The sequence below is a fragment of the Mesorhizobium sp. C416B genome, from assembly GCF_030323165.1.
Taxonomy (GTDB): domain Bacteria; phylum Pseudomonadota; class Alphaproteobacteria; order Rhizobiales; family Rhizobiaceae; genus Mesorhizobium.
Genome location: NZ_CP100471.1, coordinates 5,889,075 through 5,907,012 on the forward strand (window position 1 = coordinate 5,889,075; position 17,938 = coordinate 5,907,012).

15 protein-coding genes are annotated in these 17,938 nt (G+C 63.9%); 9 read left to right on the top strand and 6 right to left on the bottom strand.

The genetic code is table 11. From position 1 onward, the window contains the following. Together NLY43_RS28585 and NLY43_RS28590 are read left to right on the top strand one after the other, a co-directional pair. The gene (locus NLY43_RS28585) at positions 1–1,092 is read left to right on the top strand and encodes a fatty acid desaturase family protein (protein ID WP_023712101.1); all 1,092 of its coding nucleotides are present in this window, start codon (positions 1–3) and stop codon (positions 1,090–1,092) included. 85 nt (positions 1,093–1,177) lie between these two features. Next, positions 1,178–1,981, top strand: a complete 804-nt coding sequence (locus tag NLY43_RS28590) for a 3-methyl-2-oxobutanoate hydroxymethyltransferase (RefSeq protein WP_023682254.1) — start codon at positions 1,178–1,180, stop codon at positions 1,979–1,981. On the opposite strand, the gene NLY43_RS28595 is transcribed toward NLY43_RS28590, so the two are convergent. Then, on the bottom strand, positions 1,982–3,490 hold the full coding sequence (locus NLY43_RS28595; protein ID WP_023712100.1) for an HAL/PAL/TAL family ammonia-lyase: 1,509 nt from the start codon (positions 3,488–3,490) through the stop codon (positions 1,982–1,984). It abuts the gene before it with no gap. Next, entirely contained in the window at positions 3,487–4,488 is a 1,002-nt protein-coding gene (locus NLY43_RS28600) for an ornithine cyclodeaminase family protein (protein ID WP_023712099.1), read from the bottom strand. Before NLY43_RS28600 ends, NLY43_RS28595 begins: the two co-directional genes overlap by 4 nt. Positions 4,489–4,597: 109 nt before the next feature. On the opposite strand from NLY43_RS28600, the gene NLY43_RS28605 reads away from it, so the two are divergent. The 7 genes from NLY43_RS28605 to NLY43_RS28635 all read left to right on the top strand — a co-directional run bounded on the left by NLY43_RS28605 (position 4,598) and on the right by NLY43_RS28635 (position 13,774). Then, a complete protein-coding gene (locus NLY43_RS28605; protein ID WP_023712098.1) occupies positions 4,598–6,031 on the top strand; it encodes a DHA2 family efflux MFS transporter permease subunit in 1,434 nt (477 codons plus the stop codon). A gap of 271 nt (positions 6,032–6,302) precedes the next feature. After that, a complete protein-coding gene (locus tag NLY43_RS28610) occupies positions 6,303–7,289 on the top strand; it encodes an ABC transporter permease (RefSeq protein ID WP_023668176.1) in 987 nt (328 codons plus the stop codon). A gap of 59 nt (positions 7,290–7,348) precedes the next feature. Next, the gene (locus NLY43_RS28615) at positions 7,349–8,374 is read left to right on the top strand and encodes a sugar ABC transporter substrate-binding protein (protein ID WP_023668177.1); all 1,026 of its coding nucleotides are present in this window, start codon (positions 7,349–7,351) and stop codon (positions 8,372–8,374) included. Positions 8,375–8,452: 78 nt separating this feature from the next. Beyond that, entirely contained in the window at positions 8,453–10,576 is a 2,124-nt protein-coding gene (locus NLY43_RS28620) for an ABC transporter permease (protein ID WP_023690776.1), read from the top strand. Then, positions 10,573–11,622, top strand: a complete 1,050-nt coding sequence (locus NLY43_RS28625) for an NHL repeat-containing protein (RefSeq protein WP_023690777.1) — start codon at positions 10,573–10,575, stop codon at positions 11,620–11,622. The genes NLY43_RS28620 and NLY43_RS28625 overlap by 4 nt, the downstream gene beginning before the upstream one ends. Continuing rightward, entirely contained in the window at positions 11,622–13,118 is a 1,497-nt protein-coding gene (locus NLY43_RS28630; RefSeq protein WP_023690778.1) for a sugar ABC transporter ATP-binding protein, read from the top strand. The genes NLY43_RS28625 and NLY43_RS28630 overlap by 1 nt, the downstream gene beginning before the upstream one ends. 248 nt (positions 13,119–13,366) lie before the next feature. Further along, positions 13,367–13,774 carry a carboxymuconolactone decarboxylase family protein gene (locus NLY43_RS28635; RefSeq protein WP_023668181.1) on the top strand — a complete coding sequence of 136 codons (408 nt, stop codon included), beginning with the start codon at positions 13,367–13,369 and terminating at the stop codon, positions 13,772–13,774. A gap of 44 nt (positions 13,775–13,818) precedes the next feature. Here NLY43_RS28635 and NLY43_RS28640 read toward each other — a convergent pair whose 3' ends face one another. The 4 genes from NLY43_RS28640 to NLY43_RS28655 all read right to left on the bottom strand — a co-directional run bounded on the left by NLY43_RS28640 (position 13,819) and on the right by NLY43_RS28655 (position 17,938). Continuing rightward, complete coding sequence (locus NLY43_RS28640) at positions 13,819–14,706, bottom strand: amidohydrolase family protein (protein WP_023682245.1); 888 nt, start codon at positions 14,704–14,706, stop codon at positions 13,819–13,821. Continuing rightward, complete coding sequence (locus tag NLY43_RS28645) at positions 14,706–15,842, bottom strand: vWA domain-containing protein (RefSeq protein ID WP_023712097.1); 1,137 nt, start codon at positions 15,840–15,842, stop codon at positions 14,706–14,708. Before NLY43_RS28645 ends, NLY43_RS28640 begins: the two co-directional genes overlap by 1 nt. 202 nt (positions 15,843–16,044) lie before the next feature. Beyond that, a complete protein-coding gene (locus NLY43_RS28650) occupies positions 16,045–16,926 on the bottom strand; it encodes an AAA family ATPase (RefSeq protein WP_023712096.1) in 882 nt (293 codons plus the stop codon). Positions 16,927–16,933: 7 nt separating this feature from the next. Continuing rightward, positions 16,934–17,938 carry a xanthine dehydrogenase family protein molybdopterin-binding subunit gene (locus NLY43_RS28655; protein WP_023673041.1) on the bottom strand — a complete coding sequence of 335 codons (1,005 nt, stop codon included), beginning with the start codon at positions 17,936–17,938 and terminating at the stop codon, positions 16,934–16,936.

Consider the following 17,938-nt stretch of genomic DNA (forward strand, 5'->3'; position numbering starts at 1 on the left):
ATGGCGACGGCCAAGACAAAGCGCGATTACGGCCTGGTCGGCGAAAGCACCCGCCGGGCGATCGAGACCGGGCTGGCCTCGGCCGAGTGGTATCACACCGACGTGCCGCGCAAGGCAATGAAGGAAATGATGCAGCGCTCCGACGGGCCGGCGATCCGCGATACGGTGATCTGGATCGCAGCCATCCTGGGCTCGGCCGCCGGCATCGTGTGGTTCTGGGGCACGTGGTGGGTGGTGCCGTTCCTGCTCGTCTATGGCGTGCTCTATGGATCGTCGAGCGATTCGCGCTGGCACGAATGCGGCCATGGCACCGCCTTCCGCACACGCTGGATGAACGATGCGATCTACGAAATCGCCAGCTTCATGGTGGTGCGCAATCCGGTGCAATGGCGCTGGAGCCATGCGCGGCATCACACCGACACGATCATCGTCGGCCGTGACGCCGAGATCGCGGTAATGCGGCCGCCAAATCTGGTCAAGGCGGCGCTTGCCTTCACCGGCATTCTCGATTTCCGTTATTCGCTGCCGATCCTGGCGCGCCAGGCGTTGGGCAAGCTGTCGGACGACGAAAAGAGCTACATTCCTGAGACCGAACAGGGCAAGGCCATCACGGCGGCGCGCTGGCATGTCGCCGTGTACGTTGCGACGATCGCCCTCGCGATCGCGCTGGGTTCATGGCTGCCGCTGGTGCTGATCGGCCTGCCGCGTTTTTATGGCAGCTGGCACATGGTTCTGACCGGCCTGCTGCAGCATATCGGGTTGGCCGACAATGTCGTCGACCACCGGCTGAACACGCGCACCGTCTACATGAACCCGGTCAGCCGCTTCATCTACTGGAACATGAATTACCACGTCGAGCATCACATGTTTCCGATGGTGCCCTACCATGCGCTGCCGAGGCTGCACGAGCTGGTCAAGCACGACCTGCCGGCGGCGAACCCGTCCATGTGGCATGCCTATCGCGAGGTCTGGCCGGTGCTGCTGAAGCAGCTGCGGTACGAGGATTATTTCCTCAAGCGCGAATTGCCGCCGACGGCGCGGCCCTATCGCGGTGAATTTCACGAGCTCGATATGTCGGCGGCGGCCGAGTAGCGAATAAACCACCCGCCTTCTATCCGGCCTGTTACGGGGCCGGTAAGGTGACCGGGAAAAGCAACCAGCCAACAGGGACATCCCGATGAGCCGAAAGAGACCGACCGTCGCCGATCTGCGCGCCATGAAGGGCAAGCGCCAGCTGACCATGCTGCGCGTCCTGACCATGGACGAGGCCGAGGCTGCCGAGCGGGCAGGGGTCGATATCGTCTCGGTGCCGCCCGAGCTGGTGCTCAACCCTGAGTATCGCGATGCGGCGCCCAGCCTGTTCACCATGCCGGGCGAGAATTTTTATGAGATCGGCACGGCGGACGATTTCCTGCGCTGGGCGTTCCGGCTCTACAAGGCCGGCGCCGACGCCGTTTATTGCAGCGCCGGTTTCGCCACCGTGAAGCGGCTCGCCGACGACGCGATCCCCGTCATCGGCCATGTCGGCCTCATTCCGTCCCGCGCCACCTGGACCGGCGGCTTCAAGGCCGTCGGCAAGACCGCCGACACCGCCATGCAGATTTTTGAGGCGGTCAAGCAGTATGAGGCCGTTGGAGCTCTCGGCGCCGAGATCGAAGTGGTGCCGATCGAGGTGGCGAAGGCGATCTCGGAACGGACCTCGCTGATCATGCTGTCGATGGGTGCGGGCACCGGCTGCGACGCGCAATATCTGTTTGCCGACGATATTCTTGGCCAGAACCGGGGCCACATGCCGCGCCATTCCAAGGTCTACCGCAACTTCGCCGCCGAGTACGATCGTCTGCAGGCGGAACGCGTCGCGGCGTTTTCCGAGTACGTTGCCGACGTCGATAGCGGCGCCTATCCGGAAGACAGGCATGTCGTGCGCATGGATCCGGCCGAGCTCAGCCTGTTCATGAAACGGGTGGACGCAAAGGGCTGACTACTCGGCCTCCTTGCCGATCATCGCTGCACCTTGCCATGTTCCGTCGGCGAGCATGGCATGGAGCACCTCGGCATCCGTTCCCAGCGGCCGGTCCTCTCTCAGCATCGCTACATGCGCGCGCACCGCGGTATGGACCGCTGCTGTGCCGGGCGCCAGCTTGAGACCGTCGCGCAGGTCCACGGCTTGCGCGGCGGCCATCAGTTCGAAGGCGATCAGCCGGCGCCACAGCGCGATCATCCCAGCGCATTTCGACACGGCAAGCGGCGTCTGCGTGGCGTGGTCCTCTACGCCTTCGGACACGGCCAGGAAATCCAGCATCACCGGATTGGCCTTGTGGCGGATGCTGGCCAGGATTGCCGTTGCCGTCTTTTGCAGCGGCACGAAACCGGCCGAGGCGCCGCCAACCGGCGACAGATATCTGGGCAGACCGTTGCGGCCGGAGCCGGCGAGCTGGATGAAGCGGGCAACGCTTGCCGCGGCACATTGCGCGATCGCCAGGCCGAGCGTCTCGAAGGCAAGCGCCAGCGATGCGGTGTGGAAATTGCCGGTCGACAGAACCAGCCCGTCATCGCCCAGCACCAGTGGATTGTCGGCGGCGGCATTGAGTTCGATCTCCAGCGCCAGCCGCGCCTGGTCGATCGCCTGGATCAATGCACCATGGATCGACGGCATGCAGCGGATCGACAGCGGGTCCTGCAGGGTGGTCGGCGCCGGCTCTTCGTCGCGGGCAAGCAGGTAGCGCAAGCCCTTGGCCGCGAGTTGCTGGCAGGCTGCCGGCCGCGCCAGATGCAGGCGCGGATCGAGGATGGTGCGGTTGGCGCCAAACCCTTCCATGGTCAGCGCGCCGGCCTGCTGCTGTTGCGCAAAGGCCGACAGCGCGTCGGCCAGTACCAACGCGCCAGTGCCGGCTGATACCGCCGAGGCGTTGATCAGCGACAGGCCGTCTTTCGGCGCCAGGCTGATCGGAGCCAACCGCGCCATCATCAACGCCTTGGCCGCCGGCATGCGCCGACCCTGATAGTCAGCTTCGCCGTCGCCGGTCAGCAGACGGGCGAGCGCCGCCATCAGCACGAGATCGCCGGCGCCGATCGAGCCCAACTGCGGCATTACCGGATGCACGCCTGCATTGAGCGCATCGACAAGGGCGGTGAAAGCCGCCGGCGAAATGCCGGAGCCGCCGACTGCCAGCATCGCTGCGCGCGCAAGCATGGTCGCCCGCACCGCCTCTTGGGGCAACGGTTCGCCGACAGCGCCGCTTCGCCCTTCCAGCAACTGGCGCTGGAAGGCGCTGGCATCGCCCTCGACCGATGTGCCGAGATTGGCGCCGAGCCCGGTGTTGAGCCCATAGATTTGCTGACCGGACGCGGCGACCTGATCGAGCACTTTTCGCGCTTTGTCGAGCCTCTCGATGACTGTCGGTTCAACCTCGACCTTGCGGCCGCCGCGGGCGACCGCCGCAACGTCCTCGACGCTGACGCCGGCGCCGGTGAGGACGAGCGCGCTCATGCGAAGCGCAGCCTCTGGCCGATGCCTTTATCAGCAGCCTTGGCCAGCATCGCCTTGCCCAGCGCAATGTCGGACAGCGACAGGCCGCGATGCCAGAACAGGATCGTCTCGTCGTCGCTCTGGCGTCCCGGCTTGAGACCGGCAGCGATCTGGCCGAGCTCGGCGTGCAGCGTCGCTTCGCTCAGCCGCCCGGTCTCGACATGGGCGCGCAGCGAGCCGAACTTGCCGCCTTTGCACTGGCCCCAGTCGTCGACGACCATTTTCTGCATGATGTCGGTCAATGACAGCTCCACCGCGCTCATCGTACCATAGGGCACGACCAGCGCACCGGGCTTGATCCATTCGGTCTTGAGCAGCGGCTGCGGCTCCGGCAGCCGCGAGGCCTCGACGACGATGTCGGCGCCCTTGATGCAGCTTTCCCAGTCGGCAACCGCGGTAACTTTCTTGCCGAGATCGGCCGAGAGTTTGGCGGCGAAGCCGTCGCGGCTTTCCGGGCGGCGCGAATGGACGCGGATCTCGTCGAAGTCGAAGAGATGGTCGAGCAGGCGCACATTCCAATAGGCGGTGCCGCGCGCGCCGATATGGGCCAGCACCTTGGAGTTCTTGCGCGCCAGATGTTTGGCGCCAATGGCGGTGACGGCGCCGGTGCGCATGTCGGTGATGACGGTGGCGTCGAGAATGGCGCGCGGCGTGCCGGTGCGCGGATCGAACAGATTGAGGATGCCGAATTCCGAGGGCAGGCCGTGCAGATAATTGTCGACATAATCGCCGACGATCTTCACGCCGGCCGTATCGAGCGGCGCGACGTAGCCGCGCAGCACATTGAAGTGGCCGTGGAAGGAGGGATCGGGCTCGAGATGGACGCGGGGCTCTATCACCGTCTGGCCATTGCCTTGCGCGATAAGCCCGGCTTCGACAGCGGCAATGATTTCGCCGTCGGTCATCTCCAGGGCTTCGATATCGAGGCCATTGAGGTAGTCGATATAGATAGGCTTCATGCAATGTCCTTGGCCGCCCGCCCATCCATAACAGGCTGCGAGCCGACACGGAAGTTTGTTGGATAAGCTCTGGACGGGGCCAGCCATATGCTGTTCAACGCGGTTCGCCATGACTGCCGTTCCCGACACCGAGGCCTCCGCCGTAACCGCCAGCAATGCGCGGCGCGTGGCGTTGATCGTTGCCATCGCCTTTTTCATGCAGCTGCTGGATTCGACGATCATCTCGACCTCGCTGCCGCAGATGGGACAATCCTTCGGCGTGCCGGCGGTGGCGATGAGCATCGGCATCACCGCCTATATGCTGACCATGGCAGTGTTCGTGCCGCTGTCGGGCTGGCTTGCCGACCGCTTCGGCGCGCGCAACATCTTCCTGCTGGCGATCGTACTGTTCACGCTGGCCTCGCTGGCCTGCGGCTTCTCGCAAAGTCTGCCTCAGTTCGTTGCCGCTCGCGTCGTGCAAGGCCTTGGCAGCGCGCTGATGACGCCGGTCGGGCGAATTCTGGTGCTGCGCAATGCGTCGAAATCGGAGCTGCTCAACGCCACGGCGCTGATCACCTGGCCGGCGTTGTTTGCGCCCGTGGTCGGGCCGGTGCTTGGCGGCTTCATCACAACCTATCTCTCCTGGCACTGGAATTTCTTCATCAACATCCCGCTTGGGCTCGTCGGGCTGGCGCTGGTCGCGCGCTTCATTCCGGGCGACCGCGCGGCCGATCCCAAGCCGCTGGATTGGCCGGGGTTTTTCCTCACGTCGCTGGGGCTCGCGCTGCTGCTCTACGGCCTTGAGCGCATCGCACATCCGGAAGACGGCGCCTTGCCCGCCGTGCTGCTGGTTGCCGCCGGCATCGTCATCGGCTGGCTGGCGGTGCGGCATCTCCGGCGCGCGCCGCATCCGCTGCTCGATCTCAGCGCGTTCAGGGTGCAGACCTTCGCCATCTCTACGCTTGCCGCCGGCACCATTTTTCGCGTGGCGATCAACGCCACGCCGTTCCTTTTGGCGCTGCTGTTTCAGGTCGGCTTTGGCCTTTCGCCGGTCGATGCCGGCTTGATGATCCTGGCCTATTTCCTCGGCAATCTCGGCATGAAGACGGTGACGACGCCGACGCTGCGGCGCTTTGGTTTTCGCACGGTCATGGTCGTCAACGGCCTGATCGCCTCGGCCTCGATCATGGCCTGCGCGGCGATCTCGCCGGAGACGCCGCAGGCGCTGGTGGTAGCGCTGATGCTGATCGCCGGCCTGACGCGCTCGATGCAGTTCACAGCGCTGAATACTCTGGCCTTCGCCGATATCGATGCGGCGCAGCGCAGCTCGGCGGCAACTTTGTCGTCCATGCTGCAGCAGATGTCGATGCTGTTCGGCGTAGCGGTGGCGGCTGCCATTCTGAACCTGTCGCAGATCGTCAGGCACCGGCCGGCGCTCGACCTCGTCGATTTTCGCATCGCCTTCCTGGTCATCGGCGCCATCGGGCTGGCGGCGGCGTTGCGGTTCCTCGTGCTGCCGCCCGGTGCAGGCGCCGAAGTTTCAGGCCACACGTCCAGGACCTGAATTCGCAATTTTCGCCGCTCAGGCGGCAATTAATTCCGCCTTGTGCTTTCGCCTCAGAACGGCACCTTCGCGCATACGCGCAATGGTGCAACCAAATGCCAAAAGCGCAGCCTTTTCCTAGGATTGCGCCAGTTCTAGCAATCGGTGCGTCCACTGGAAGATTATCACTGCCAACGGGTGTTCCGAGCGCGGATTCATTTGACGAAGCGGCGCCGAGCCGATTAGCTTTCTCGGAAGGGGTGGCAGAGCTGCCATCGGGGCGAATGCAGACATGAACACGATTGGCTGGCCAAATGTCAGGAGCCTGAATCAGGAAGGCATTGTCTTTGCCATCGCCGTGGTGCTGTTCGTCGCCGCTGCCATTGGGCTGCCTGGTTTCATCGCTGCCAACAATCTCGTTGCCATCGTCCGCTCGGTGTCGGTGCTGGGCATTTTGGCGCTCGGCATGGCGGTCGTCATAATCGGCAGGGGCATCGACCTGTCGGCGGTGGCGATCATGGCGATGTCGGTCGCCTGGTATCTACAATTGCTCAACGCCGGAACGCCTGATGGGCTCGCCTTCGCCTATGTGCTGGCAGGCGTGCTCGCCATCGGCCTGCTCAACGGTTTTCTCGTCGCTTATGCCGACGTGCCGGCGATCTTCGTGACGCTGGCGACCGGCTCCTTCGTCTTCGGCTATGTCCGCTCGCAACTGATCACACAGGATGCGGTGCCGGTGCCTCAGGGCCATTGGGTGGAGTTGCTCGGCGGCCTGCGTTTCCTCGACATTCCGATCGAAGTGTTCGTCTTCGCCGGGCTCGCCTTCCTGTTCTTCCTGTTCCTGCGCTACACCAAATGGGGCCGCTACATCTATTTCGCCGGCGACAATCCGGTCGCCGCGCGCAACATCGGCATTCCGGTGCGGCCAATGCTGGTGCTGCGTTATGTGGTTTCGGCCTTCGTCGCGCTGATCGCCGGCCTGCTGACGGCGTCGAGCCTGCACTCGATCAACACCCGCGTCGTCAACTCGACGCTGCTCTATGACATCGTGCTGGTGGCGGTGATCGGCGGCATCGGCCTGTCCGGCGGGCGGGGCGGAGTGCGCAATGTGCTGGTGGGCGCTGCACTTATCGGCATCCTGTCGAACGCGATGACCATCATCGACATTCCGCTGCTCTATCAAAACCTGATCAAGGCGGCGATCCTGCTCGGAGCCATCATCGTCGACGGCATCATCAATCCGCGCGACGAACAGACCGCGCAGCAGGGCGACATCTAAGGGGTACCCGACGGGTCATGCGGACCGGCCGGCAATAAGTGAAAAACAGAGGATGTGACATGAAACTGATCAGAACACTGATGGCGGCCGCCACGGCGCTTGCCGCTACCGCCTTCGTCGCGCCGACCTTCGCCGCCGACGATCCGGGCCCGGCCGCATACGCGCAGGCGCTCAAGGGCAAGCGCGTCATGCTGGTGCCGCTGGCGATGGGCTTCGACCTTGCGCAGGGCTGGTCGCACTATCTGAAGACGGAAGTCGAGGCCTGGGGCGGCACCTTCGAAACACGCGATCCGAACTGGGTCGTCGATGCCGGCGCACAGGCGATCACCGACGCGATCTCGTCCGACACAAGGCCGGACGTGCTGATCATCCATGCGCCGGATCTCAACTCCTATTCCAAGCTGATGAAGAAGGCGCAGGCTGCCGGAACCTACGTCATACTGGTCGACAATCCCGCCAACTTCCCGGCCGACGCCTTTGTCGGCAGTGACTGGGACCGGCTCGGCCAACTCGAGGCCGAAGCGGCGATCAAGGGCTGCGGCGAGAATTCGTCGAAGAAGATCGGCCTTGTGCAGGGTGATCAGGCCAACTCGTCCAGTCTCTACCAGTATGCCGGCATCATGAAGGTGCTGGAGAAGCACCCCGACTTCAAAGTCGTGGCCAAGCCCGACTCCAACTGGGATCCGACGACGTCGCGCAACGTGACGACGACAATGCTGCAGCAGAACCCGGACATCTGCTCTATCATCGACTTCTGGGATGGCGACGCCACCGGCGCATCCGCCGCCATCCGCGACGCTAAGCTCGACGGCAAGGTGTTTTTGGTCACCACCGGCGGCGGTGAAAAGGCGGCCGATTGCGACAAGCTGCAGGACGGCACCTATGGCGCCGTTGTCATGACAGACCTTGCCCGCCAGTCCGGCGACATGAACGCTATCATCAAGTTCCTGCTGCAGAGCGGCCAGCCGGCCGGCACGTCGCACACCTACATCTACACGCTGGAGAAGGCTACGACCAAGGCCGACCTCAAGCCCGACAGCTGCTGGGACCTGAAGGCGCTGCAGGCCGAAGCGGCGGCGAAGTAAGCCGCGCTTTTCGACTGAAATAAACGAGGTGACTGGACAATCCGGTCACCTCGTTCCCTCATGGAATAGCAGCCGCCGATGTCCTTTCGCGAACGCCTCCAGTCCTGGCGCTACAATCTCGTGCCCGACCATCTGGTCGGCGAGATCCTGACAAAACGCTGGACCGACAACGCCATTCCGTTCCTGGCGCTGGTGGCGACGCTCAGCGTGTTCGGCTCGATCATTCCCGGCTTCTTCAAGCTGACCTCGCTGCAGGAATCGACCCGCCAGCTCGGCGAGTTCTCGATGGTGGTCACCGGCATGACGGTGGTGATGCTGGGCGGCGGCATCGATCTGTCCGTCGGTTCGATCTTCGCGCTGTCCTGCTTCTCCGCCGTCTATGTCTTCTTCATCCTCGAACAGTCTATCTGGCTGGCGCTGGCGGCATCGCTTGCCACCGGGCTCATCTTCGGCGCCGTCAACGGCTACCTCGTCGGCTATCTCAGGCTGCGCGCCTTTCTGACTACGCTGGTCACCTTCATTTTTGGCCGGGCGCTGTTCGATATTCTCGTCACCACCTATGCCGCAGACGTGCAGCTTTCCCAGGCGACATCCGATGTGCTCGACTTCATCGGCGACAGCACCTTCTGGGGGCTTTCGGTCTCGGTGTGGCTGGCGATCATTCTTGCCATCGTCACCCATATCGCGCTGACGCGCTCACGGCCGGGCTGGCATGTGCTGGCGGTCGGCGGATCCAGGCGCTCGGCGCACAATGCCGGCATTCGCGTGCGTCGCACCGTGTTCATGACCTATGTCTTTTCCGGCTTCTGCGCCTCGATCGGCGGCTTCCTGATCGCTTGCCGCCTGAGTGGGGCAGGGCCGGGCACCGGCCTCAACCTTGAGATCATGGCGCTGACGGCGGCGGTGGTCGGCGGCGTCAGCCTGGGTGGTGGCCGCGGCTCGGTCATCAAGGGGCTGATGGGCGCCATCATCGTGCTGACCATGACCAACGGGCTGATCCGGCTGGGCTATGGCACCGGCACCAACCAGATGGTGCTGGGCATCATGCTGGCGGTGGCGGTGACGATCGACATCCGCTGGCTGAAGAACCGCCATAAGGTGCTCAACGAAGTCTATGTCGCGCCGGTCTATCTCAAGATGGGCGAGACACAGTCTGCGGTGCCGGGCTCAGGCACGCCCTACGCGCTCGACAACCGGCTGTCGGCGGCCGACCATATCGGGCTCGGCGAGTTGGAAGGGCCGGAAGACGTCATCCTCGACCGCGACGACCATCTCTATTGCGGCACGCGCCATGGCGAGATCGTCCGCTTCTTCGCGCCGGACTATATGAAATCGGAGGTGTTTGCCCATATCGGCGGCTTTCCGCTGGGCCTGGCCTTCGACAAATCGGGCAATCTGATCAGCTGCGTCGGCGCCATGGGGCTCTATTCCGTCTCGCCGGATCGGGATGTGAAACGCCTGTCGGCGGAGACGTCGCGTTCCTGGACCTCGATCGTCGACGATGCGCGGCTGCGCGACCCCAACGATTGCGACATCGCGCCGGACGGGCGGATCTATTTCACTGACTCCACCAAGCGCTATGACGCCCACGATTGGGCGCTGGACTCGATCGAGAACCGCGCCACCGGCCGGCTGCTGGTTTATGACCCGAAGGACGGTTCGACGAAGACACTGCTCGACGGCTACCGCTACACCAATGGCGTGTGCATGGCGCATGACGGGAAGTCGCTGTTCTTCGCTGAGAGCTGGGCCTGCCGTGTGCATCGATACTGGCTGGAAGGGCCGAAAGCAGGCACCGCCGAATGCGTCATCCGCGACATGCCGGGCTATCCCGACAACATCAACCGGGCGTCGGACGGCAATTACTGGATGGCATGGCTCGGCATGCGCACGCCGAGCTTCGACCTGTCGCTGCGCCATCCCGATATGCGCAAGCGCATGACGCGCCGGCTGCCGCAGGACGAGTGGCTGTTCCCCAACATCAACACCGGCGGCGTGGTGAAATTCAACGACAAGGGCGGCATTGTCGAGGCGATGGGCGACCTCACCGGCGGCGCGCATCCGATGGTCACCTCGATGCGCGAGCACAAGGGTTTCCTGTTCGTCGGCGGCATCCTTAACAACCGCATCGGCCGCTACAAGATTGCGGGCGCCGACCCGAACTGGACCAGCTCCGCTTCTTACTGGGGAGCGAAGCCATGATCCTCGATCCTGTGCTCGACCTGTTTCGTGGCAAGGCGGTGACCATCCCACCGCTCGACGGTGCCTTCCGTCCCAACACGCGGCTGGACGAGGCGCCAGTGTTCGCCGATTTGACGGAGCCCGACAATCTTCTGGTTGCCGATGGCCGGCTGCTCGTTTCCAGCGGCAATGCGGTATATTCGCTTGCCGCAGGGGTGGAGCCGAAAGTTGTCGGGACCTTTCTTTCCCCCATCACGGCGCTGGCTCTATCACTGTCGGGCGAACTGACGGTGGGGTTGGAAAGCGGCAAGCTGCTGGTTGCCGGCAAGGAGGTTTCGCTGCCGGCCGGCGTCAGCTGCATCACCGCGCTTGCCTATGCAGACGACGGCACGTTGTGGCTGGCCAATGGCTCGGCTGAGCACACGTCGTCGCAATGGGCCGCCGACCTGATGAAGAAGGGCGCGTCCGGTTCGCTTTGGAGGCGGGACGCGGCCGCCGCCGAGTTCCGCAAAGTGGCCGGCGATATCGCCTTTCCCTATGGGCTGCATCCCATTGGGCGGGATGTGCTGGTCAGCGAAAGCTGGCGCCATCAGCTCGTTCGCTTCGATGGTGCGACCGGTAGCCGCTCGACCGTGCTGACGCATCTGCCCGGCTATCCCGCGCGCCTCGCGCCGGCCGGCGATGGCGGCGCGTGGCTGGCTCTGTTCGCGCCACGCAACCGGCTGATCGAATTCGTTCTCCAGGAAACCCACTATCGGCGCGACATGCTAGACCAGGTGGCGCCGGCCTACTGGATCGCGCCGGCTTTGGCCTCCAATCGCAGCTTCCTCGAACCGCTGCAATGCGGCGGCATCCGCACCATGGGCATCCACAAGCCCTGGTCGCCGAGCCGCTCCTATGGGCTGGTGGTCAGGCTCGATCAGAACATGCAGCCGCAATTCAGCCTGCACAGCCGCGCCGACGGCAGGCGCCATGGCATCTGCAGCGTGGCGGAAACGGACGGCCGCCTGTTCATCGCCTCCAGGGGCGGCGATTGCGTGCTGGCCATCGACGCAGGAGGTCTCTGATGGAACCGATCGTGCGCCTGGAAAACGTCACCAAAAACTATCGCGGCGTGCCCGCGGTCAGACAAGTCAGCTTCGAACTGCGCAAGGGCGAAATCCACGCGCTGCTCGGCGAGAATGGCGCCGGAAAATCGACGCTGACCAAGATCATTGCCGGCGTCGTCGACGCCACTTCCGGCAAGATGTTCCACAAAGGCGGCGAGATCGCCTACGCCTCGCCGCATGCGGCGCTCGAGGCCGGCATCGCAATGGTGTTCCAGGAGACCAGCCTAGTGCCGTCGATGACAGTGGCGCAGAACCTCTATCTCGGCACCGAAAAGTTTCTCAACCGGCTGCGCGGCACCTACATTTCGGCGCAACAGTTTTTGCAATCGCTGAACTTCCCGGTCGACCCGAACGCCATGGTGGCAACGCTCGGCGCGGCCAAGCGTCAGATGGTCGAGATCGCGCGCGCCGTTCACCACAATGCCGAGATCATCATCTTCGACGAGCCGACGGCGACGCTGACGCCGGAGGAGAAGCGGCACTTTTTCGCACTGATCCGGCGGCTGAAGGCGAACGGCGTCTCGATCGTCTTCATCAGCCATGCATTGGAAGAGGCGCTGATGATCGCCGACCGCATCACAATCCTGCGCGATGGCGAGCTGGTCATAACCGACGACACATCGGCCTTCGATCGCGACAAGATCGTCGCCGCCATGGTCGGGCGTACACTGTCGGGACAGATCTATCGCCAGCGCGACGAGGCCAGGCTGCGCAAGGCCGGCAAGAAGGTGCTGTCGGTGCAGGACATTTCGATGAGCAATGTCGTGCGCAACACCTCCTTCTCGATCTTCGAGGGACAGATCACCGGCGTGTTCGGGCTGATCGGCTCCGGCCGCACCGAGACCTTCAAGATCGTGTCGGGCATCTACAAGCGCGATTTCCTGCGCGGTGGCGCGATTGAACTCGACGACAGGCCGGTGCGCTATCTCGTGCCCAGTGAGGCGGTCGCCGACGGCATCGTCTACGTCACCGAGGACCGCAAAAGCGAGGGCATTTTCGAGACGATGGGCATTGCCGAGAACCTGTTCGGCGGGCTGCTGGCGGCGGGCCGCGAAAAGGCCTGGGTGATCAACCAGCAGGAGATGCGCACGCTTTCCGCTGAATGGACGAAGACGCTGAACATCAAGGCGATCAACGACAATGCCCGCGTGGTCGAGCTTTCCGGCGGCAACCAGCAAAAGGTGGTGATCGGCAAGGGGCTGGTGCAGCAGCCGCGTATCGTGATCTTCGACGAGCCGACGCGCGGCGTCGATGTCGGCGCCATCGCCGAGATCCACCAGATCATCAACCGGCTGGCCGACGAGGGATTGGCCGTCGTCGTTATCTCGTCCTACCTGCCGGAAATCATGAACCTGTCGGACCGGATTCTGGTGTGCCGGCAGGGCCGCATGGTCGAGGAGTTTTCGCCCGCCGAGGCGACGGAGGAGAAGATCATGTATGCGGCGGTTCATTAGGTTTCTGGTCGGTGTTTGAGGGTGCGCATACGTCGCCAATTGGCGAAGGCCTCAGCGCCTTCGTCATCCTCGGGTCTCCGCGACGGCGCTTCGCGCCTGCTTCGCCCGTGAATGACGAAGCTGAGATGCTTCGGCCAATCGCCATGGTTCTGTCAGCATCAAAAACTGAATCGGAATAGCCGGTTAGCCGCCCTTGCTCGAGACCTGATTCAACCACCTGATCCACCGATTCAACGAAAGGAAACGCCATGGCCGCCACAAAACTCCTCAGCGATGCTGAGGTCGAAAAAATCCCGGTTGCGAAGGCTGTGTTCGATGACATCCGCGCGACGCGCAAATCGGATTTCGTCAACAATTTCTGGCGTGGTCTCGCCAACGATCCGGCCTTGCTGAAACGGACATGGGAACAGGTGAAGGTGGTGATGGCCACGGAGAGCGCCATCGACCCGCTGACCAAGGAAATGATCTATATCGCGGTGTCGACCGCCAATGGCTGCTCCTACTGCGTCCACTCGCATACGGCAGCTGCCCGCGCCAAAGGCATGACCGATGCGCAGCATGGCGAGATGGTGTCGATCATCGGGCTGGCCGGGCAGACCAACCATCTGGTGACGGCGATGCAGATTCCGGTCGATCCCGAGTTTGAAGTGAGGTGAGGGGCGGATTTCCCTTCTCCCTGTGGGAGAGGGGAAGCAGTGCGCTATGCCGGTCTGTAAACCTTCTCGGCCGTGTTCCAGAAGATATCCGCCTCGGCGGCTGCGCCATGCTTGCCTACCGCGGCGCGGTGCGCCTTGATCAGTTCGGCATGGGTCGTCCAGAGTTTTTCGATCGGGAAGTTGGAGCCGAACATCAGGTGGTCAGCGCCCAGAATGTCGATGGCATTGTCGACGATGTAGGCAATCAACGCCGGATCGTTGCGGTGGGCGAAGGTGCCGAGGCCCGACAGCTTGGCGTAGAAGTTCGGCGCTGTTGATAGCGTACTCAGGCCGGCTTTCCAGGCCTCGGTGGTTTCCGGCTCCAAGCCGGTCAGCATGCCGGCATGGGTGAGGATGAAGTTGATCTGCGGGTTCTCGCCGACCAGCGTCAGCCCGTCCTTCATCTGGGCAGGGAAAAGCTGCAGGTCGAAAGACAGGCCATAGTCTTTAAGCCGCGCGACATTGGCCCGCACCTTGGGGTCGATGACCTGATCGGCCGAGGCAGCGAAGCGGAAGGCCGGCGTCTCGTGCCAATGCATCTGCATGCGCACGCCGCGCAGCAGCGGGTACTTTTTCAATCGATCGATCTGGGGCCGGACATCGTCGACGGTCATATCGGTATAGCCGACGATAGCGTGCGGCCAGCCGGTCTCGTCGGCAGTCTTCTGCAGGAAGGCGACTTCTTTTTCGAAATCCTCCTTGGCCCAGTTGGTCTGGACATAGACGGCCTTCTCGACACCTGCGCCTTGCTGATCGGCGAGAAATTCCTCGATCGGATAGTCGCGGCGGATCGGTTCGTAGGGGCCGAAAATGCGCGGCACCATCGGCCCGACCAGCCATGGCTGGTCCTGCTGGCGCCAGATGTGGAAATGCGCGTCGATGGCTTTCTGCATCACGATACCCTTTTCCAGATTGCCGACGCCGCCGGGGCGGGGCGGGCGAGCGACAGGATGAAATCGGTGAGGCTCCCGAGCGACGAGCCGTCGATGAGATCGTCGAGATTAGGCAGGATGGCGCGGAGTGCTGCCGTGGCGGGAAGGAAACGCGGGTCACCGGCCAGCGGTGTGGCCAGCGACAGGCGAAAGGCGCGGGCGCTCAGCCGGCGCATTGCGGTCTCGAGATCGGCATGGTCGCCGCGCTCCAGCGCGTCCGACAGGATGATCACAGCGGCACCGCGGGCGAAAGCTGAGAAACGCGGCACCGAGAGGAAGGCGAGCAGGGTCGGTCCCATGCGCGTGCCGCCGTCCCAGTCGTCGACGAGTGCCGCCGCTCGGGCGAGAGCCTGGTCGCGATCGCGGATACGCAGTGCGGATGTGATGCGGGTGAGCCGCGTGCCGAAGGTGAAGATTTCGGCACGGTCAGCACCTTGTACGGCGGCGTGCGCCAGTTTGAGATAATCCGATGTATGCAGCTTCATCGAGCCGGAAACATCGATCAGGATCAGCAGCTTGCGCGAAACGGTTTGGCGGCGGCGGAGCTGCGGCGAGGGGATATCGCCATCGGCGCTGACGATTTCCCTGAGCGAGCGGCGCAGATCGAGCTTGCCGCGCGAATGGGTGCGCACGGTGCGGAATGAGCGGCGCGCGGGGAGGGCTGAAGCGAGCTTGCGGCGGAAGGGCCCAAGGCCATCGTTGTCGCGGAGGAAGTCGCGGCTGCTGAGCTGTTCGATTGCCGACGACAGTTCGCCGCCTTTCTCCTGGCGCGTGGTCTGTTTCTCCTCCTGGCGCGTGCCGTGATCGTCCTTGATGCGGGTTTCCTCGTCTTCCTCGCCTTCGATCGAGGGTTGGCCATCGCCATGGAAGTGATTGCGAAAATGCGCCTCGAATTCGCCGCGGCGATCGGGCGGGGGGGCAAGCGTTGCGAGCGCCGCCTCACGGATGTCGGCCATGGAGCGCGGGCCGAGCAGGGTTATGGCCTGCATGAAGCTGGAGACCTGCTCGGGGGCGACGGCAAAGGCGTGGCGGCGCAGCAGCCGGGCGAAGTGGAGGAAGGGCGCGGAGGCGAGAGGAAGGGTTCCCTGACGCATCATTCCTTCGCGCCCCCCTCTGTCCTGCCGGCCATCTCCCCCTCAAGGGGGTAGATTGGCGGCTTCGGCGACTTGCTCAGGTCTGCAACTCTGGAGATTGGCGAAAGCCACAATGACAGCTGATCTCCCCCCTTGAGGGGGAGATGTCCGGCAGGACAGAGGGGGGCGCTGTCCCGCCGGCGTTGCGCATTGCCGAAGTCCCGGCTCACCCCAGCGCCTCCTCGACAATGTGGCCAAGCTCCGGCGCGATCGCGGACAAATCCTCCTCGTCCTTGATCAGCACGCCGATGGCGCGGCGGAAGGCTTGCGGCCATGGGCTGCCGCCTTTCTCCAGTATGGTGGCGGCGTTGGCCCATTCGACGGCCTCGGAGATGCCGGGCGGCTTGGCCAGTGGCCGCGCGCGGATCGACTGCACGGCATTCGCCACGGCGCGCGCGGTGGTCTCGGCGACATTGCCGGCGCGCAGCATGATGATGGCGGCTTCGCGCTCGGCGTCGGGATAGCCGATCCAGTGATAGACGCAACGCCGACGCAGCGCCTCCGCCAGTTCGCGGGTGCGGTTCGACGTCAGGATGACGATCGGCTGCGCTTCGGCGCGGATGGTGCCGCGTTCGGGAATGCTGATCTGGAAGTCGGAGAGGAATTCCAGCAGTAGCGCTTCGAATTCGTGGTCGGAGCGGTCGATCTCGTCGACCAGCAGCACGCGCTGCTCCGGCGCCCGCAGCACCTGCAGCAATGGCCGCGCGATCAGAAAGCGGTCGTCATAGATGTCGATCTCGTGCTCGCCGGCATGGCGGATGGCGAGCAACTGGCGCTGGTAGTTCCATTCATAGAGCGCGTGTGCTGCGTCGATTCCTTCATAGCATTGCAGCCGCACCAGATCGCGGCCCAGCAGCTGCGCGATCGCCTTGGCCGCTTCGGTCTTGCCGACGCCGGGCGCGCCTTCGAGCAGCAACGGCTTGCCCAGCCGTATGGCCAGGAAGATGGCGGTGGCCAGGCTGTCGTCGGCGAGATAACGCGAAGCGGCGAGACGGGATGCCACCGCCTCCGGTGAGGTCGCGACAGTCTCTGCGTTCGGCTCCTGCATGTCGTCCTCAGTTCGCCGCTTGCGCCTTCAGCGCGCGCAATATGCGCTCCGGCGTGATCGGCAGCGTGTCAATGCGCACGCCGACGGCGTCGAAGACGGCATTGGCAACCGCGGGGATCTGCGGGTTCGCGCACATTTCGCCTGGCCCTTTGGCACCGTAAGGACCATCCGCCGACGGCCGCTCCAGCACGATGATCTCGGTTTGGGCGAGATCGCCCGGTCCCGGCATCAGATACTGGTTGAAGTCGGTGCCGCCATGGTCGCGGTTGGGATAATAGGGCTCGGTCGTTTCGTAGAGCGCGTGGCTGATGCCCATCCAGGAACCGCCGACCAGTTGCTGCTCGACCATTTTCGGGTTCAGCGCGCGGCCGATCTCAAAGACGTTCTTGACGGTCAGCACCGTAACCTCGCCCGTCTCGTCATCGACCTCGACCTCGGCCACCGCGCAGGCATGGGCGTAGCAGGTCGACGGCTTCATCGCGCCGGTCTCTTTCTCCGGATAGGAGCGCGGGATCAGGAACATGCCGCGGCCTGAGATCGAGCGGCCACGCTTGAAATGAGCCGACAGCGCGACATCGAAGATCGAGATCGACTTTTGCGGCGCGCCCTTGACCAGAATGTTGCCCTCGCCATCAGTTTCGAGATCGGAGGCGTTCACCTCCAGCTCTTCCGCCGCCACTTCCAGCATCACCTGGCGCGCTTCCTTGGCCGCCTGGATGACGGCGTTGCCGGCGCGGTGGGTGCCGCGCGAGGCGAAGGTGCCCATGCAGTGCGGACCGGTGTCGGTGTCGGCGGTGTCGATGGTAACCCGGTCCGTCGGCACGCCGATGGTCTCGGCGCAGATCTGCGCCATGATCTGCTTCAAGCCCTGACCGAGATCGACGCTGGAAAGCGTCACCATGAAATTGCCGGTCGGCGTCGAATGCACCAGCGCCTGCGTCGGGTCGCCGCCAAGGTTCATGCCCGTCGGATAGTTGATCGCGGCGACGCCGCGTCCGCGCCTTAGCGCCAT

Coding starts and splice junctions, on each gene's coding strand:
- NLY43_RS28585 (WP_023712101.1), top strand. CDS start 1: ATGGCGACGGCCAAGACAAAGCGCGATTACGGCCTGGTCGGCGAAAGC.
- NLY43_RS28590 (WP_023682254.1), top strand. CDS start 1,178: ATGAGCCGAAAGAGACCGACCGTCGCCGATCTGCGCGCCATGAAGGGC.
- NLY43_RS28595 (WP_023712100.1), bottom strand. CDS start 3,490: ATGAGCGCGCTCGTCCTCACCGGCGCCGGCGTCAGCGTCGAGGACGTT.
- NLY43_RS28600 (WP_023712099.1), bottom strand. CDS start 4,488: ATGAAGCCTATCTATATCGACTACCTCAATGGCCTCGATATCGAAGCC.
- NLY43_RS28605 (WP_023712098.1), top strand. CDS start 4,598: ATGACTGCCGTTCCCGACACCGAGGCCTCCGCCGTAACCGCCAGCAAT.
- NLY43_RS28610 (WP_023668176.1), top strand. CDS start 6,303: ATGAACACGATTGGCTGGCCAAATGTCAGGAGCCTGAATCAGGAAGGC.
- NLY43_RS28615 (WP_023668177.1), top strand. CDS start 7,349: ATGAAACTGATCAGAACACTGATGGCGGCCGCCACGGCGCTTGCCGCT.
- NLY43_RS28620 (WP_023690776.1), top strand. CDS start 8,453: ATGTCCTTTCGCGAACGCCTCCAGTCCTGGCGCTACAATCTCGTGCCC.
- NLY43_RS28625 (WP_023690777.1), top strand. CDS start 10,573: ATGATCCTCGATCCTGTGCTCGACCTGTTTCGTGGCAAGGCGGTGACC.
- NLY43_RS28630 (WP_023690778.1), top strand. CDS start 11,622: ATGGAACCGATCGTGCGCCTGGAAAACGTCACCAAAAACTATCGCGGC.
- NLY43_RS28635 (WP_023668181.1), top strand. CDS start 13,367: ATGGCCGCCACAAAACTCCTCAGCGATGCTGAGGTCGAAAAAATCCCG.
- NLY43_RS28640 (WP_023682245.1), bottom strand. CDS start 14,706: ATGCAGAAAGCCATCGACGCGCATTTCCACATCTGGCGCCAGCAGGAC.
- NLY43_RS28645 (WP_023712097.1), bottom strand. CDS start 15,842: ATGATGCGTCAGGGAACCCTTCCTCTCGCCTCCGCGCCCTTCCTCCAC.
- NLY43_RS28650 (WP_023712096.1), bottom strand. CDS start 16,926: ATGCAGGAGCCGAACGCAGAGACTGTCGCGACCTCACCGGAGGCGGTG.
- NLY43_RS28655 (WP_023673041.1), bottom strand. CDS start 17,938: ATGGCGCTAAGGCGCGGACGCGGCGTCGCCGCGATCAACTATCCGACG.